Origin of the sequence: Roseburia sp. 831b (assembly GCF_001940165.2) — a bacterium.
Classification (GTDB): Bacteria; Bacillota; Clostridia; order Lachnospirales; family Lachnospiraceae; genus Roseburia.
In genome coordinates this window covers 1,453,458-1,471,103 of the sequence record NZ_CP135162.1, presented here as the reverse complement: position 1 = coordinate 1,471,103, position 17,646 = coordinate 1,453,458, and the positions used below count along the sequence as shown (strand labels likewise).

The following is a 17,646-nucleotide window of genomic DNA, read 5'->3' as shown; positions in this document are numbered from 1 at the left end:
CTGTTTTAAAAATGAAAATTTAACGCATACTAAAAGAAGATACAAGAGAAGTATCTTCTTTTTTTAAATTTTTCACACACAGGATTTGTGCCAGCCCATAGAATTAGAAGGCACAAAAGCTGCGTGGGATGGGAGATTCGTATGCGAAAGAACTTTCAAAAAACGATATATTTATTAGGAAAAGCAGGAATTTTTCTGGTGGCTCTTTTCGCCGTGATTACATTTGAACAGGCAATACCGGACAAAATGTATGTACCGGTAGGGGAGAAAGCATCCTATCAGTTTGGAGTGCCGGTAAGTGTTGTATTAAAACAGGAGCAGGCAGAGGTGTTCGAACATATCTCGAAAACGGTTTCGCAGGTAAAAAATGAGAATCCGGCACATTATACGGTAACCTGTAAATTATTTGGCATTGTCCCGGTAAAAGATGTAGAGGTTACCTTGGTGGATGACCAGATGGTATATACAGGTGGCAGTCCGATTGGCATTTATGTTGAGACGCAGGGTGTTATGGTGATTGGAACAGGAGAAATTAATACATCAGATGGAATTGCACAAAATCCATCGAAGCATCTGGTAAAAGAGGGGGATTACATCCTTGCAGTAAATGGTCGAAAGGTCAATTCGAAGGAGGAACTGATTCAAAGAATCAATGAGTGTGGAGAGCATAAGGAGACATTAGATATTTTGCGGAATGGGGAGACGATTCAGGTGGAGGTAGAACCTGTCCGTGTGAGCGAAAATGCTTATATGCTTGGAATCTGGGTAAGAGATGACCTCGCAGGGGTTGGAACCCTGACATATGCCAAGGAATCCGGAGAGTATGCAGCACTTGGGCATGGAGTCAGTGATGCGGACACGGGACTTCTTATGGATATCGAGGATGGCTGGATTTACAAGACCAACATTGTCGGCATTAAAAAGGGGAAAAACGGAACACCGGGAGAACTTAGCGGTGTGATAGATTATGCGAGCAGTGCCCGTCTTGGAACCGTTTCCAAGAATGAAAAAATAGGAATTCATGGTGTGTTAGAAAAAGATATCACCACGCTTGGCGAAAGCCAGTACATGGAAGTTGGATATAAACAGGAAATTTCATACGGAAAGGCATACGTGATTTCCGGTATTACAGGAGAAAATAAATCTTATGAAATAGAGATTGAAAAAATCGATTACAGCGAGAATGAGGAAAACAAAGGAATCATGTTTGAGGTGACAGATCCTGCATTGTTAGAATTAACAGGCGGAATTGTGCAAGGGATGTTCACGAGTTATAATGGGAACAACACAAGGAAATCCAGTAAAATCAAGGGTTTGCGGTGTTCTAGTCCTATTTCATTGACCAAGAAAAGGCTAGTATTTTGCGCAAGATACAACTGAATTAGCACAAAAGATAAAATGTGCTGGAAAGGAGATGTAACTTTTTTCATTATACAAGGTGGGACTAGATTAGTAAAGTATGTTATGCCCCTTTATTGGGGGGCGATTGCTAATTTGGTTCCACCTTATTTGTTACTGTTAATAAGCAGGACTAAGTTAGCTTGAATGTAGCTTCTTGGTCCTGCTTTTTTGTAGGAGGAGCGAACATGAAAGCTGACTTGGTCAATATAAGAAAAAAGATACCGGAACAAACAGTACCGGTGACGAAAGAAGGTGCAATGAATGGTTAAGATATTGATTGCACTAGGAATAATCATAATAGTATTCTTTTACCTTTGTTTCATCCGCTCTGTTGGCAGATTAAATCAAAAATATGATGAGTTGGTTTATGAGAAATTTTTTAGAGAGGATGTGCAAATAGATGAAGAGTACGAGAAAAATTCTTTTACAACAATACCGGGACAAACATGATTGTACTTACTGCATGTATTATAAAACAGACAAATGTGATTCAAATTTTCGGTGTTATCTGGAAGAAACAGAGAGGAACGAACATTCAAGTCTACAAGCAATGAGGATAAGAAAAGGATGCCTGACAGAGACTGGAAAAGAGTGTCCTTATGGAAATGATGTTGGAACATGTTTTGGATTTTGTATGAGAAAGATTCTTGATGAGTTGAAAGAAAATAGATCAGAATAGGAGGAACGAACAAATGAATAATGTTGAAGTAATTGGTATCGATCATGGCTGGATGAACATGAAAACAGTATCTACCATCTTTACTTCCGGTGTCAATGTGACATCAGAACCTGCTTTATTTGATGATACATTAGAGTTTGCAGGTAAGTTTTACAAGATAGGTTGTGAGCGATTAGAGGTAAATGAAAATAAGGTAGGTGACGAGAATTATTACTTACTGACTTTGGCAGCAATGGCAAAGGAGCTTAAAAGAAGAGGAAAGCATAATGCCAGTGTGATATTAGCGGTAGGATTGCCTATCACTAAGTTTGCAAAAGAAAAGTCAGATTTTATATCATACCTATCAAAGAGAAAGCAACTCTATTTCAAATATGAAAAAGAGGAATACAGTGTAAACATTGTGCGGGTTGTAGTATTTCCGCAATGTTATGCAGCAGTAGCAGATAGATTACCACAGAATGCAAGAAAGCATCTGGTGGTTGATGTTGGGTCATGGACCATAGATATTATGCCTATTGTAAATTGTAAGCCGGATGAATCTCATTGCGATACGCAGGATGAAGGTTTAATCAGATGCATCAATCGGATTAACGATAAATGTGTAAGAAATGCATCCGGTAAACTTGATGAAAGTGATATTGTGGAATTTATGAAGACCGGAAGGAACGATGAGCTGGATGACAGATATATTCGAATCTTGCAATCAGAATTGGAGCTGTTTGCCGAGGGAGTATATCAAAAGCTGATTTCCCTGGGGTATAACATCAATGCAATTCCTATTCTATTTGTTGGTGGCGGTGCTACGGTTATGAGGCTTTTTGGAAAACGAAATCAGAAAAATATCAACTATTTGGAAGATATTCATGCAAATGCCAAAGGATTTGAATTTCTTGGTAAGCTGATGCTTATGAACCGGAAGGGGTGATAATAATGAAAGAAAAAGATGCAGGTAATTATCACAATGTCAGATGTAGTGTCAATAACCCGCAACATGTATATGTTCATAAGATTTTAAACGATTTGAATTTAGATATCTATAAGTCCCGTAATCAGTTTATTATTGACGCGATTGAGTTCTATAGTAAGTCGCTAAACCAAGAGGATTTAACTCAGACAGCAACTATGGAGCATATTAAGGATGAAAAGCAGATAAAAGCATCTGATTTAGAAAAACTAAAGCAGGATGTGGTCAGTGAAGTAATGATAGCAGTACAAAGAGAAGTCATTGCAATACTGGCTCATGCAGTAGCAAATTCGCAAAATAACAATCAACAGATGTATCAGAAACAGTCTCAGGAGCCGATAGAGGAAAAAACTGATACGAAAGATGCAATTAACCCTATAGTTGCAGATATGGCAAGTCTTTGGGGAGAAGACGAAGAAACGGAGGAATAGCTATGGTAGGAAGATTCTTTGCCGGATTAGGCAACATATTAGTAACGATATTGAAAGCAATCGCATGGATTTTACTTCATGTATTGCAATTAGTCCTGAATGTGACAAAGATATTCCTCTTGCTGTTTGGACTTGTAGGAAGAGTGTTTCTTGCCTTTGTCAGGGCAGGTACACCATAGAATGAAGGGAGGAGAGCATTATGATGAATACTTTTGCGAACTATCGTAAGAACCGAAGACTGATGCAGTATTTCTTCAGAATGAAGAATTTTGCAGTATAATGGAAGGAGATTAAGATGCACAGAGTACGGGACAGTCCCAGTTAAGTGTCCCGTGTACCTATAAGGATTGTTCACAGTAAGAGTGGACAGGCACGGACACAACAGCCTATCCCTCTTACGGAAAGGGATGGGTGACGATTATGAAGAAATTACTTATGTTTCTTTTATCCGTAATGATTTTATCTGTAACCGGCTGTGGGTCCACAAAGGAAGTGGCAACTGACACAAAGTCTGGTTATGAAAATACTGAGACAGAGAATGACACAGAGGCAGTTACCACGGAAACTCCTAAAGAGGAAATCACCGTGGAAGAGGAAGAAACAACTACTGCTTACGAGAAAGTAACTGAGGAGGATGCAACAGATAAAAAGGAAGTTGCAGAGGAAAGCAGTGAAAAAGAAACACCGAAGCAGGAAGAGAGTTCCAAACCTACGGAAAGCCCAAAAGAAGAAAAACCAAAGCAGGAACCGGCTGCCACGGAGAAACCGAAGCAGGAACCGGAAAAGACTCCGGAACCTGAACCAGAGCCGGTACCGGAAGTAAAGGAATACAGCCCGGATTCGGTAGTGGCAAAGGCAATCGCAAAATGTCAGGCTGGCGGTATGATTACTACGCAGGACAACCTTGCAAATGCTCTGGCTGAGGGCAGGATTACTCAGGAAGAATACAATGAGTATTATCCATATGATGGTCTGGAAAACAGCTACTACAGTGTATTTGTTGAAACAGACCTGAATACGGCAGGCACTACTTCAGGACAGCCACTGCGAAGTGAGGATGCAATCGCAACTTACATAGCAGACATGCTGTTACTGGAAAACAGTCCGGTATTTAATATCGTATATGCAGGGGTTCATAACACAGGTGGAACTGACTTCTATGAGTTCCGATGTCTCAGATAATAACAATTCAATAAATACGAAAATAGCAGGCCATGAAAATGACCTGCTATTTTTGTGCCATTTTTTAAGGAGGAATGTATAGTGAAACAGAAAATTAAACGAATTATGGCAGGTTTTCTTGCAATGCTTACCGTATTCACTACACTGTTTTCCAATGGAACAACCGCATTTGCAGCAAGTCCAAGTGCAAACATTGCATTCTGGACTGCATCGGCAAAGGATCACGGTGTAATCAGTGAGTTTAACAGTAAGCATACAGGCGGAATTCTTTATGCAATGATTGACGGTCATTCGGCATACTGTATGAACTTTGGACTGTCAGCAAAAGGCGGACAGCTTATGAACAGTGACAGTAACCCGAATACAAGTCTTTCCGCATCGCAGGAAAAACTTCTTGCTTATTGTATGTACTATGGTTATTCCACAACGGAAGCAAAGGCACCTACGAATGATCAGCGTGACAAGTTTATTGCAACACAGGCTATGGTCTGGATTATTGTAAATAACATTTACGGTACTTCAAGTGGAGATTCAGCAGCAAAGAAGTTATGTGACTGTGCACCGGATGCATCAGCTTCTTATTCGTATTATGAGACACTGAGAAACAATATCAGTGCTTCATACAATGCTACAAGACCAAGCTTTGCAAGTGCTACCAAGAGTGGTGCAGATACCATTGAGTTAAAGTGGAATGAGACGAATCAGAGATTTGAGCATACTTTTAAGGATACAAACGGGGTTCTTGGTAACTTTGATTTTTCCATTGACGGATTCAGCGTATCAAAGAATGGCAATTCCATGACAGTCTATACAAAGAATGTCAATACAACAGCCACACTTGGTACGTTTAAGTCAACCATTGGTGCAGTGGATACCACATCAAGCTGTGTATTCTGGCTTACCGGAAATGCCGGGGATCAGGAATTTGTTTCTGAAAGACCAAGTGCAGACCCGATTTCTGCCTATATCAAGGTCAAGACAGAGAATATCGGCTATGGCAAGCTCACGAAGCAGGATGAAGAAAGTGGTGTGAAGCTTTCCGGTGCCAAGTATGGTATTTATACCGACAGTGCATGTACCAATAAAGTAGATACCATTACAACCGGAAATGACGGAACAGCAAAGTCCAAGGCTCTTGTAGCAGGAACTTATTATGTAAAAGAGATTCAGGCTCCGAAGGGGTATGTGTTAAGCAATAAGGTACACACACTTACCGTCAAGGCAGGTCAGACAACTTCTTTTACCGCAACAGACAAGGAGCAGCTTGGAGCAATCACAATCTATAAGGAAGGCGAAGTCCTTGCCGGATGGAATGGCAGCAACTTCACTTATGAAAAGAAAAAGCTGCCGGGAGCAACCTTTAAGGTAACAGCAGGAGCAGATATCTATAAGGCAGACGGAACCAAGGTTTACAACAAGGGTGATGTTGTTGCAGAAAGCCTTACAACCGGAAGTGATGGTCAGGTGGTTCTCACAGACCTTCATCTCGGAACTTATGTTGTAACAGAGATTAAGAGCATCAACGGATATACCATCAATCCGACACCACAGACAGTAAATGTGGAGTATAAGGACCAGACGGTGACAGTCCAGTATGAGGCTACAACTGTTTACAATGAGAGACAGAAAGCGGAAGTATCCGTAATCAAGAAAGACTCTGACACAGCAAATGTACTTGATGGCGGTCAGTACACCATGTATGCAGGAAATGACATCAAAAACTATGCAGGTCAGGTTATCGTAACAAAGGGAACAGCTTTACAGACTGTAACAACAGGAGAGGACGGAAAGGCAGCTTATACAGTAGATTTGCCGATTGCTAACGGATATTATATCTCGGAAACAAAGGCTCCTTACGGATATCAGAGAAATTCATCTGATGTGTATGAGTTTACTTTCAACTATCTGTCTGAAACAACTGCAAAGGCAGCATTTTCCCATACCTTTGTAAATGACAGAACAACAGCAAAGATTCAGATTCAGAAGGTAGATAAAGAAACCGGAAAAGCAGTTCCACAGGGAGATGCAACACTTGAAGGTGCTGTATATGGTTTATATGCCCGTGAGAACATTTCACATCCTGATGGAGCAACAGGGGTTGTTTTTAAGAAAAATGATCTCGTGGCAACACTTACTACAGATGCAGAAGGTAAGTGTTCCGTTGATAATCTCTATCTTGGAAAATACTATGTGAAAGAAATCACACCATCTGAAGGCTATCTTCTGGATGAAGAGGAGCATGATGTGGTTTGTGATTATGAAGGCGATTTGATTCCACAGGTTTTAAGAAGTGCAACTTCAAAAGAGCAGGTAATCAAGCAGCCGTTCCAGCTTATCAAGGTTTCTGATAATGGGGATGATACAGAAGCACCACTTCTTGCAGGAGCAGGATTTACAGCATATTTGAAATCTTCTTTACCTGTAAAGAAAGACGGAAGCTATGATTTTGACAAGGCAACACCGGTAGTTATCGGCAATGATGGCAAGACAGAGATTTTCACTGATGAAAAAGGTCATGCAGTATCCATTGCAATTCCTTACGGAACCTATGTGGTGGTTGAATCTACAACACCTCACAACATGGAAACTATCAAGCCGTTTGAGGTTAAGATTGTAGAAAACCATCCGACAGAGCCACAGGTATGGAGAGTGTTCATCGACAGGGAATTTACCGCAAAGCTTCGTGTGATTAAGAAGGATGCTGATACAAAGCAGACAGTTCTTATTCCGAATACGGAGTTTAAGATTTTCAATATGGATACCAATGAGTATGTGGAGATGATTACCACTTATCCGTCAAAGAAAGTGCATACTTCATTCTTCACGGATGAAGACGGCGATCTGATTCTGCCGGATGTATTACCTCTTGGCAATTATCGTATTGAAGAGGTTGCAGCCCCTTTCGGTTATGTACTGAATGACAACTATGTGGAAGTAAAGGTTGATACAGATACTTTCTATGAGGTTGACCCTGATACTTACGAAGCAATCATCACAGTAGAGTATGAAGATGCTGCTGCGGTTGGTGAGCTTATCATTGAGAAAAAGGGCGAAGTTTTGGATGCCTATAAGGGAGGTCTGTTTGCGGATTCCGAAGATAAGGAATTTGTCTATAAGGAAGGCAGCCTTTCCGGTGCAAAGTTTGAGGTTTATGCTGCGGAGGACATTTATACTGCTGACATGCAGTGCGATGCTGACGGAAACAGAACAAAGTATTACAGTAACGGTGAGCTGGTAGCAACTGTTGTTACGGATGACAATGGAAAAGCTGTAGTATCTGACCTACCTCTTGGAAAGTACAGAGTAGTGGAAGTGGAAGCTCCTTACGGTTATGTACTGAACAAGGAAGAGCAGGTTGTCACTTTTGTCTATGTGGATGATAAGACTCCGGTAATTAAGGAGAGCATGACATTTGCAAATGAAAGACAGAAGGTTGACTTATCCATTGATAAACTGGATGGAGAAACCGGAAAAGGTATTGCAGGTGCAGAGTTTGGTTTATATGCATCTGAGGATATCGAAAATGTGGATGGCGATGTAATCGTAGAGAAAGATACCCTGCTTGAGGTAGCTGTTTCTGATGAAAACGGAGATATTTTCTTTGTGAAGGATTATCCTCTTGGTAATTACTATGCAAAGGAAATCAAGGCACCTCTTGGTTATGCTTCTTCTGATGAAATTGTAGAGTTTGATGCAACTTATAAGGGACAGGATATCAAGTATAGTACGGATACTGCAATCTACCATAACTTCCCTACAACCTTAGAATTTACAAAGGAAGATATCACAAGTGGTGCAGAGCTTTCCGGTGCTACACTTTCTGTCATTGACAAGGATGGGAATGTAATCGAGACATGGACATCTGAGGCAGGAGAAGCACATGTAATTCAAAGACTTCATGTGGGAGAAACTTATATCCTTCGTGAAGAGTTTGCTCCATACGGATATCTCAAGGCAACAGATATAGAATTTACTGTAGCAGATACAGAAGAAATCCAGAGTGTTGTTATGAAGGATGAAGTGCCTACCGGAACAATCATTATCAATAAGGATGGTGAGTTCCTTACAGACATTAACCTTGTAAAAGGTCACTGGTACGATTTCATATTTGATTATTTCAAGAAGTCACTTGCAGGTGTTACTTTTGAGGTATATGCAAGAGAGGACATTGTAAGTCCTGATGGATTGGATACTGTTTACTATGAGGCAGATGAACTTGTGGCAACCATCGTTACAAATGATGATGGAATTGCAATGATTTCAGACCTTCCGCTTGGTAAATACTATCTTGTGGAGACAGAGACTCTGGAAGGTTTTGTCCTTGACAGTACACCAATCGAAGCCGATCTTTCCTATATCGACCAGAATACAGAGATTGTATATGCAGGTATGGATGTAACAAACGAAAGACAGAAGGTAGAGATTTCGGTTATCAAGAAAGATTCTGAGACAGATGAATTGCTTTCCGGTGCAATCTTCGGATTGTATGCGAAAGAGGATATCGTGGATGTGGATGGCAGAGTCATCGTTAAGGCTGATACGCTGATTGAAAAGGCTGTAACAGGCGAGGATGGCACAGCAACATTTATCTCCGACCTTCCACTTGGAAACTACTATGTGAAGGAGATTGAAGCTCCAAAGGGATATGTGAAGTCCGATGAAGTATTTGATGTGGAGGCAGAATACCAGGAAGGTGTTGCTGTTATCGAGTTTGAGGCAGAGTTTGAAAACACACCTATCAAAGTAGAATTTTCAAAGACTGACATCACAGGTGAGAAGGAGCTTGCAGGTGCAAAGCTTTCTATCATTGATTCAGAAGGAACGGCTATCGAGAGCTGGACTTCCGAGGCAGGAAAGTCACACCTTATCGAGAGACTTCCGGCAGGAAAGTATATCCTTCGTGAAGAGACAGCGCCTTATGGCTACAAGATTGCAAACGATGTGGAATTTGAAGTGGCAGAGACAGAAGAAATCCAGAAGGTAACAATGAAGGATGAGTATGCAGTTGGTAAGATTATCATCGAAAAAACAGATGAAGTGACCAAGAAGCCTATTGCAGGAGTTGAATTTGAAATCCGTGATAAGGATGGCAAGGTCATTGAAACTGTTGTAACTGACAAAGATGGTCATGCAGAATCCAAGGAACTTCCTATCTGCATTTACAATGAGGATGGCAGCTTCAAGGAAGATATCCATTACTTTGTTGTAGAGACAAAAGCAGCAGAAGGGTATATTCTCGATGAAACAGTCCATGAGGTAGTGTTACAGTATGATGATGACGCACCTGAGTGTGTGGAATATACTTTATCACTCACTAACAAGCCTACAGAACCTAAGCTTCCACAGACCGGGGATAATTTCAATCCTTGGCTCTGGGCAGGACTTGGTTTAACTGCACTGTTAGCAGGTGTAGGAGCTTTCCTTTGGAAAAAGAAGGAAGACGATGAAGTAACTGAATAAGTATCATCTTTATGAGGTGTAGGCCGTATGTGCTTGCACCTCATTTTGTTTTACAAACTGGAGGTGAGAGCATTTGATTGGTGAAGCAATCAAAGAATATCGGGAGAGGAGAGGTTTCAGCCGGGAGGAACTGGGAAGAAGATGTGGTTTCGGCTGCGATGGAGCAAGAATCATCGAAGCATTTGAACGGGACGAAGGTTTCCCGGACCTTGAGAAATTGAAAAAAGTGGCAGAAGTATTATCTGTGCCATTAGAAGTCCTGTGCCCGGTGGCATGCAGGGAATGCCCCTTCAAAAAGAAGGTGGTTATCCATCTGGAAGATGATCCCGGATATGAAACAGAAAGAAAAGTATATGAGGACCCAGACGATGAAGGGCTCTTATTTGACAATTTGGATTAAGGAGGAACAATTTATATGATGAATTACGAGATTTTTAAGGAAGTAGTGGCAGAGAAGTTTAAGGATTATTTACCGCCACAGTTTCAGGACATGGCTCTTCGTGTAGAGCCGGTGACTAAGGTAAACAAGAATCTGGATGGACTTACAATGGTAAGTAATGAGGCAGGCAGAAATGTATCGCCTACCATTTATATCAATGACATGTACGAGCATTATCTTAATACGGAGAATCTGCAGGAGGTATTGCAGAGTGCAGCAAAGACCATGGAAAAGGCATTTGACAGAGTTCCGGAGGTAGGAAAACTTGATTTTGAAAGTGCAAAGGACAACATAGTGTTTCAGGTTGTCAATACGCTGCAGAATGAAGATATGTTAAGAGATATGCCACACAGAGAGTTTCAGGACTTATCCATTATCTATCGCTGGGTAGTGAATTTGGATGAGAAGGGCATCCAGAGTTCTGTGGTGAAAAACAGCCTTGCAAATCAGCTTGGAATGACAGAGGAGCAGTTATTCAAGTGTGCCGTAGAGAATACCAGAAGAATTTTGCCGCCTACTGTAAAATCCATGAATGATGTGATGAAGGAAATGTTCATTGCTGATGGTATGCCTATGGAGATCGCAGAGATGATGATTGGCGAGATTCCGGAGGATAAGATGATGTGGGTTATCAGTAACGACAGAGGAATCAACGGTGCTGCTTCCATGCTTTATGAGGACAATCTCCATAAGCTTGCTGAGAGACTCGAAACAGACCTTTATATCTTACCATCCTCTGTGCATGAGTGCATCGCAGTATCTACGGATATGGGTGATCCTTATGAGCTTGCAGCGATGGTAAATGAAATCAACATGGATCAGGTGGCATTGGAGGAACGTTTATCCAATCAAGTGTATCATTATGATAAGGATGCGAGAAGACTTACACTTGCAACGGACACACCGAACAAGCGTCTTGATGGTATCGTTGCGGAAGCACAGCTTATCTACGATACAGGAAAGTCCAGATAGGAGGAAGCTTATGGAGCAGGAAATGACCGTAAAGGAACTGATTGCTCTTATAAATGTCTGGGATGGAGACTTCATGATACAGGTTGAGATAAAGGAGGATGCAGATGAAAGAAGAGAAAACACTTGTGACGGATGCAGATGATGCCTTTAAGCTTGATGTGGTAAGAGTGAAGCTTGTGAAGGAGGCTCCCCTTTATTCGGAGCTTCCTTTGCAGAATCCCTATGAAGCAGCAGCTACCATTGGAGAACTTCTATGCGATATGGACAGGGAAGTTGTCTGTGTAGTAAATCTGCAATCAGATTTAAAACCTATCAATGTGACTTTTGCAAGCATTGGCTCATTGAATGAAGCTTTAGTGCATCCAAGGGAAATCCTGAAATCAAGCATCCTTTCCAATGCTGCAAGTATTATGCTGATTCATTCACATCCAAGCGGGAACCTGCTTCCCAGTAAGATGGATACCATGATAACGGACCGGATGAATGCAGTATGTTCAATGGTTGGGATTCAATTAGTTGACCATGTGATTGTTGGTGGTGATAACAGGGAGTTTTTCAGTTTCAAGGAAAAAGGACTGATTGACAATCCGAATATTACCTACTCGACAGATTATAAGAACTTCAGCTTTAACAATAGTCTTGTGGCGGAGAGAGGGAAAGGAAGGTAATGATGAACGAAAGATTTACAGAGGAAGAGCTTGCCATTGCCAAAAGTGTTGACTTAACGGCAGTAGCATCCTATCTGGGATATACGGTAAAAAGAGTTGGTCATTATCACACTCTTAAGGAAATGGATTCCATACGAATCTATGATAAGAGCCACTGGTTCCGATGGTCGAGACAGTATGATAAGGGTGAGAATGGCGGTTCGCAGATTGATTTCCTACGGGTATTCTGTGGGATGGAGGTAAAAGAGGCGGTATGGTGGCTGCTTGATTTTGCAGGGTATCGCCGGATTGAAGATACCGGAAGAAAGCCGGAGCTTAAATATCAGGTTGAGGCAAAGAAAAAACAGGAACCAAAGCCTTTTGTATTACCCGTACCTTCGCCGGATAACAGTTTTTTGTATTCCTATCTGAAGGAAGAACGGGGCATCAGCAAAGAGGTTATCGACTACTTTGTGTCGCAGGGACTTATTTATGAGAGCAGGCATTACCACAACATTGTATTTAAGGGGAATGACAAGAATGGTGTTACTAGATTTGCAAGCATGAGAGGTGTGTTTGATAAGGAGGGAAAGCCATTTAAGTGCGATGTGGCAGGCAATGACAAAGAGTATGGATTTAATGTGGTCAATGACGAGAGTTTGGAACTTATAGTGTTTGAAGGTGCAATCGACCTGATGAGTTATGTGGACATTTTCTCTGATTATGAGACAAACAAGCTGGCACTTGGGATGCTTGCAGATGCTCCACTTGTCACATTCATTAAGGAACATCCGCAGATTACTTCCATTAAGTTTTGTCTGGATGGGGATGAACCGGGAAGAAAGGCGGCTGCCCAGCTAATGGAGAAATACTATGGCATGGGTTATGAAGTTGAGGATTGTCCGCCGCCCGAAGGGTATAAGGATTACAATGAATGGCTGGTGGCAGCGAAGAAAAACTATTTAGATAATTTGAAAGAGAAAAAAGTGGTATGTCGGAAATTTTGACACAGATTGAAAAATTCATTTGGAAATTTTGACATGGATTAAAATTTTATGTCGGAAATATATGTCGAGTAATTATTCTTAGATGATGCAGGAAGAAATATTATCCAAAAATATGTCGGAAAATTTGACATAAATTAAAAAATTCATTTGGAAAAATCGACATAGATTTCTATTATATGTCGGAAAAATCGACATACTATGATATTTCAGAGGGTTTTAGGGGGATTTTCCCCCTAACTAGATGCACATTGGAGCTTGTGGGTACAATGGGCGTATCTAGCAAAGGTTATCGAAGATAAGCTTTCTCCCTTAAGGTAAACGAAAAGATTCTTAAAACACGGATAAGGAGGTGTGGTTGCAGCGATGGGAATAGAAGTTAATGACATCACAGAGATTAGTCAGCCGGAAGATTTACTGGCTGTCACAGGGAAGGTTGGAAGTTCTATTGTAATGACGGATAAAGAGGCAGAGATGCTTCTTCGTTATATGAAAGACCATGATTACACGGTAGGTTATGCAGAGGGCAGACTTTATCGTGGCGATTTGGATGAGGTTCCCGGTGAGATTGTATGGGATGATTATTCAGTGGATGATTTGATTGATGCTGTGTGCGAATGGAATTATGAGCAGATACTTGAGATGGATGCGGCAAGGCAGGAACCTAAAGATATGATTGATTTCTCTAATAGGCAGAGTAAATACGAAAGCTTAAAAGAGGAAGAAGCGGTATTGGATAAGCTTTTTGACCAGACTATGTATCGTGCCGGTATTGATAAGCTTGCCGAGAAATTGGCAAATCAGTTCATACAGAACTTAAATGAGCAGGGTATCGGTCCTTCTGTTGAAAATCTTGTGTCGGAGATAAAACAGCCGGCCATAAGTGGAAGGAGCAGGTGATGGTATGTCAGATAATGGATTGTCGCTCACTAAAAAATTTCGGTTAAGCACAAGGGATGCAAAACTTTTAGAGAAAAAGGCAAAAGCAGCCAATATGTCGGAATCGGAATATTTGCGATTAATGATTTCACAAAAGCCAAATGATTACCCTGAAGTGAGGCAGCTTCTTCGAGATTTGATCAATGAGGTAAACCGTATCGGTGTCAATATTAACCAAATCACCTATCACAATAATGCCGGACTGTATTCCGAGAATGATAAGGAAAGACTTGTGGCATATATGCGTAAGCTGAATATGGCTGTTGCAAAGGTGGTGGAGATACTTGGCAATCAGTAAGATTCTTTATATGAAGGATTGTGGTAAGGGATATCCGGGTAAGCATTTGAAGCAGGCACTTGAGTATGTTATGAATCCGGAGAAAACGCAGAGCGGAAGGCTTATCGGTGGTATGAACTGTCAGCCGGATACGGCATATAAGCAGATGATTGAGACAAAGAAGGAATTTAATAAGGTTGATAAGCGTCAGGGGTATCATCTCATTCTGTCATTTAAGGAAGGGGAGGTTACTCCTGATGTTGCCTTTGAGATAACGCAGAAGTTTGTAGCAGAATATCTTGGAAAAGAGTATGAGGCTGTTTACTGTATTCATGACAATACGGATCATGTTCATTCACATATTGTATTCAACAGTGTAAGTTTTGTGGATGGCAGGAAATACCGTTATGAAAAGGGTGACTGGGCAAAGTATATTCAGCCTATAACCAATCGCTTATGTGAGGAATATGGTTTGTCTACCATTGAAATCGGTAATGATGACAAAGAGCATACTGAGTATAAAACGACGCATAACGATTACCGTCACGGCAAATTTGTCTGGGACAAGATGATTATGCGTGATCTGGATGCCTGTATATTGCAGGCTGGCAACTTTGAGGATTTTACGGAGCTTTTATCAGACAAAGGCTATGAGCTTAAGTTTGGTAAGCATTTTGCAGTCAAGCCTCCCGGAATGGGAGTGTACCGCAGATGTAAATCTCTGGGCAAGGATTACACAGAGGAACGGATTCGCCAGAGGATTGAAGAAGAGGATTTATCTTTTTACCGGTCAAGTAAAGAGTTTAAGCCCGAAATTGTGAAATGCTATGTGCGAAGGTATAAACGCACAAGACTGACAGGATTACAAAAGAAGTATTATGCCAAGCTTTATCGTATCGGAAAGCTGAAAAAGAAACCATATTCTCAGGTGTGGAAATATAAGGATGAGATTAAGAAGATGGAAAAGCTTCAGAAACAGTATTTGTTTCTGGTCAGACACGATATTCACAGTATGGAGCAGCTTGCGGCTACGGTAGTGAATCTGACGGATAAAAGAAAGGAAAGCTCTGCTGAAAAGAGTAAGGTATATCGTGCCAGAAAACGATATAAGGAACTGTTTGATGTGGCAGATGAGATGGATTTGCTAAAAGGTGCAGAAAACAATTACCGGCGTGGGGATGAGTTCTTCATTGAAGAGCATAACCGATGGATGGAGCTTGAAAAGATACTTTCGGATGAAGGATATGACTATGAAGAAATCAAACGATTGCAGGAGCATTTTAAGGAGGAAGTCAGACTTTGCAGTGAAAAGGAAAGTGCAGCTAAGAAGGAGCTTAATCTTGGAAATGCTATCTGGAAGGATATGGTATCAGAGGAAGAACCCGAGGCAAAGGAAATCACAGAAGAAAGAGAACAGAATAAGGACAAGATTATTACAAGACAGCCACGAAGATAGGCTGTTATTTTTTTGCAGATAGGAGGATTTGTATGGAACGTACAAAAATTAGTGTATCGGACCGCAATGGCTATTTAAGACGACTTAGGGATACAGGTTATGAAAAAGATGTCATTGACCTTGTTTCAGATGATTTGGAGTATGGTCTGACGATTGAAGAGGTTGAATTATACCTGAAAAAGAAAGGTGATGTTCGCTTTAAGCAGATATATTCCAAATGTTTGAGAGAGGGTTTATCCGACGAAGTGATTGCAGTTATTATGCGTGATGGTCTGGATGGGAGTCAGATGCAGGTAGCATTGGAGTTTTATCAGAAGGGTGTACCTATAGAGACAATACAGTCTGTTATGGATAAAGGCGAAAATGCCAAGCATATGCAGAAAGCCTTTGAAGGTATTCTTGCTAATATGGAAAAATCCAAGGAGGAATTGCAAAATTCCGGATTGGAAAAGGAATATGTAGAAGGACTGGTAAAACAGCTTGAAGAGGTGGTTGCAAAAATCAATCATCAGGAAAAGCGATATGATGAGTTGAATAAGAAACTTTCTGTATTTGAGACGGCAAGGCATGACAAGGAAGTGCATGATAATCTGATTCGGAAATATAACGATAGTGAAGCAGCACTGAATAGTCAACAGGAGGAATTGAGCAGGGCAACATCCACGATCGCAAGACTTCGTGAGCAGATTGAAGATAAGAAGAAGGAGGTGGAGAGGATGCAGAATCGAATTAATGACTTAGAGGATAAGTTGGTGAACATGGCGACATCAAAAGAGGGTGACGCTGTATCACAGCAGGTAGCCGGAACTGAAACTACAGCAGAAGCAAATACGGCAGCAAAAGATGAGCCGGTTAGCAAACCTGCGTTTAATGCTGATAATACGACAGCAGCACAGTCTTTCTTTGCCGAAAGACCATTGCCACAGGGAGCATATCAGATTCCTGTGTATTACCAGTTACCTATTGTGGATGCAAACGGAAGAGTTGTGCAGCATGTGCAGGTGGAGAGAACCATAAGAAAAGGCAATCAGGGAGCATTTACAGGACTTCTTGGTAAGCTCGGCTTTATGAAGAAATCCAGACAGGATATTGTAAAGCTACTTGCAAGTGGGGATCTGGTTCCTGCACAGCTTGTGCAGATAAGAAGTGCCATTGAGAAAGGACTTACGGAAAGTCAGCTTGTGGAACTTATCAATAACAATGTATCCGCAGAGAAGATGAAAGAGATCATCGACATTGCGGTGCTTGAAAACAGTATGGATTATTAGGAGGCAGTTATGGGTTTAACGATTATAAGTGAGACAGTAAGTGAACTGTGTAAGACAAAGCATAGCTTTTCTGATAAGGAAAAAGAGTTTGTTGTTCAGTTTGCATTCCGCAGTGGGGATAAGACATTGACCGGAAAGTTGATTGATGAAATTGCTGATTGTGAGGATGAACAGGAATCACAGAAGGTAATGGACCAGTATGCAAAGATGATTGATATGAAGCCGCCATGGGTAAGTCAGATTGAAAACCTTTTGGTATCCATTGAGATGTACCGTATCGAAGAGAAAAAGGCAATCAACCGTCTGGCAGAAGTGCTTACGGCTTACGGCGTGGATGTGACAGAGGAGCAGGTCAGAAGAGCAGATGCACAGGAGATTAAGGAAAAGGTCAATGAGAGCAGAAGGGAGCAGGAAACGGAGGATGAGAAAGCTCATGAGGAAGAAACTCGTGAAGAGAATGAATCATCCCAGAGTTTCACACCAAGATGCTCTTTGCGAGAACCAGTACTATAAGAGAGGAGGATGTC

The 17,646-nt window shown here is 41.2% G+C and carries 17 protein-coding genes; all 17 read left to right on the top strand.

What is annotated here, in order from left to right; genetic code table 11:
- Nucleotides 1-141 precede the first annotated feature (141 nt).
- The 17 genes from BIV16_RS06800 to BIV16_RS06720 all read left to right on the top strand — a co-directional run bounded on the left by BIV16_RS06800 (nt 142) and on the right by BIV16_RS06720 (nt 17,632).
- Nucleotides 142-1,380, top strand: a complete 1,239-nt coding sequence (locus BIV16_RS06800; protein WP_075678554.1) for a SpoIVB peptidase S55 domain-containing protein — start codon at nt 142-144, stop codon at nt 1,378-1,380.
- 282 nt (nt 1,381-1,662) lie between these two features.
- A complete protein-coding gene (locus BIV16_RS06795) occupies nt 1,663-1,851 on the top strand; it encodes a hypothetical protein (protein ID WP_075678555.1) in 189 nt (62 codons plus the stop codon).
- 242 nt (nt 1,852-2,093) lie between these two features.
- Nucleotides 2,094-3,005, top strand: coding sequence for a ParM/StbA family protein (locus BIV16_RS06790; RefSeq protein WP_075678556.1), 912 nt, complete (start codon nt 2,094-2,096; stop codon nt 3,003-3,005).
- Between the two features lie 5 nt (nt 3,006-3,010).
- Nucleotides 3,011-3,475, top strand: coding sequence for a hypothetical protein (locus BIV16_RS06785; RefSeq protein ID WP_075678557.1), 465 nt, complete (start codon nt 3,011-3,013; stop codon nt 3,473-3,475).
- A 2-nt stretch (nt 3,476-3,477) separates the two neighbouring features.
- Entirely contained in the window at nt 3,478-3,654 is a 177-nt protein-coding gene (locus tag BIV16_RS06780; RefSeq protein ID WP_173664521.1) for a hypothetical protein, read from the top strand.
- A 241-nt stretch (nt 3,655-3,895) separates the two neighbouring features.
- The gene (locus BIV16_RS06775) at nt 3,896-4,657 is read left to right on the top strand and encodes a hypothetical protein (protein WP_075678558.1); all 762 of its coding nucleotides are present in this window, start codon (nt 3,896-3,898) and stop codon (nt 4,655-4,657) included.
- An 81-nt stretch (nt 4,658-4,738) separates the two neighbouring features.
- Nucleotides 4,739-10,117, top strand: a complete 5,379-nt coding sequence (locus tag BIV16_RS06770) for a SpaA isopeptide-forming pilin-related protein (RefSeq protein WP_173664522.1) — start codon at nt 4,739-4,741, stop codon at nt 10,115-10,117.
- 73 nt (nt 10,118-10,190) lie between these two features.
- On the top strand, nt 10,191-10,517 hold the full coding sequence (locus tag BIV16_RS06765) for a helix-turn-helix domain-containing protein (RefSeq protein ID WP_075678559.1): 327 nt from the start codon (nt 10,191-10,193) through the stop codon (nt 10,515-10,517).
- Between the two features lie 15 nt (nt 10,518-10,532).
- Nucleotides 10,533-11,528, top strand: coding sequence for a DUF5688 family protein (locus BIV16_RS06760; protein WP_075678560.1), 996 nt, complete (start codon nt 10,533-10,535; stop codon nt 11,526-11,528).
- A 10-nt stretch (nt 11,529-11,538) separates the two neighbouring features.
- Nucleotides 11,539-11,670, top strand: a complete 132-nt coding sequence (locus BIV16_RS06755; protein ID WP_278335595.1) for a hypothetical protein — start codon at nt 11,539-11,541, stop codon at nt 11,668-11,670.
- The gene (locus BIV16_RS06750; protein WP_173664523.1) at nt 11,633-12,196 is read left to right on the top strand and encodes a JAB domain-containing protein; all 564 of its coding nucleotides are present in this window, start codon (nt 11,633-11,635) and stop codon (nt 12,194-12,196) included. Before BIV16_RS06755 ends, BIV16_RS06750 begins: the two co-directional genes overlap by 38 nt.
- A 2-nt stretch (nt 12,197-12,198) precedes the next feature.
- On the top strand, nt 12,199-13,182 hold the full coding sequence (locus tag BIV16_RS06745; protein ID WP_075678561.1) for a DUF3991 domain-containing protein: 984 nt from the start codon (nt 12,199-12,201) through the stop codon (nt 13,180-13,182).
- A 363-nt stretch (nt 13,183-13,545) separates the two neighbouring features.
- Nucleotides 13,546-14,079 carry a hypothetical protein gene (locus BIV16_RS06740; RefSeq protein WP_075678562.1) on the top strand — a complete coding sequence of 178 codons (534 nt, stop codon included), beginning with the start codon at nt 13,546-13,548 and terminating at the stop codon, nt 14,077-14,079.
- Nucleotides 14,080-14,083: 4 nt separating this feature from the next.
- On the top strand, nt 14,084-14,416 hold the full coding sequence (locus tag BIV16_RS06735) for a plasmid mobilization protein (RefSeq protein WP_075678563.1): 333 nt from the start codon (nt 14,084-14,086) through the stop codon (nt 14,414-14,416).
- A complete protein-coding gene (locus BIV16_RS06730) occupies nt 14,403-15,851 on the top strand; it encodes a relaxase/mobilization nuclease domain-containing protein (protein WP_330546477.1) in 1,449 nt (482 codons plus the stop codon). The genes BIV16_RS06735 and BIV16_RS06730 overlap by 14 nt, the downstream gene beginning before the upstream one ends.
- A gap of 32 nt (nt 15,852-15,883) precedes the next feature.
- On the top strand, nt 15,884-17,119 hold the full coding sequence (locus tag BIV16_RS06725; RefSeq protein ID WP_075678564.1) for a hypothetical protein: 1,236 nt from the start codon (nt 15,884-15,886) through the stop codon (nt 17,117-17,119).
- A gap of 9 nt (nt 17,120-17,128) precedes the next feature.
- Nucleotides 17,129-17,632, top strand: a complete 504-nt coding sequence (locus BIV16_RS06720) for a hypothetical protein (RefSeq protein ID WP_075678565.1) — start codon at nt 17,129-17,131, stop codon at nt 17,630-17,632.
- Nucleotides 17,633-17,646: the final 14 nt, after the last annotated feature.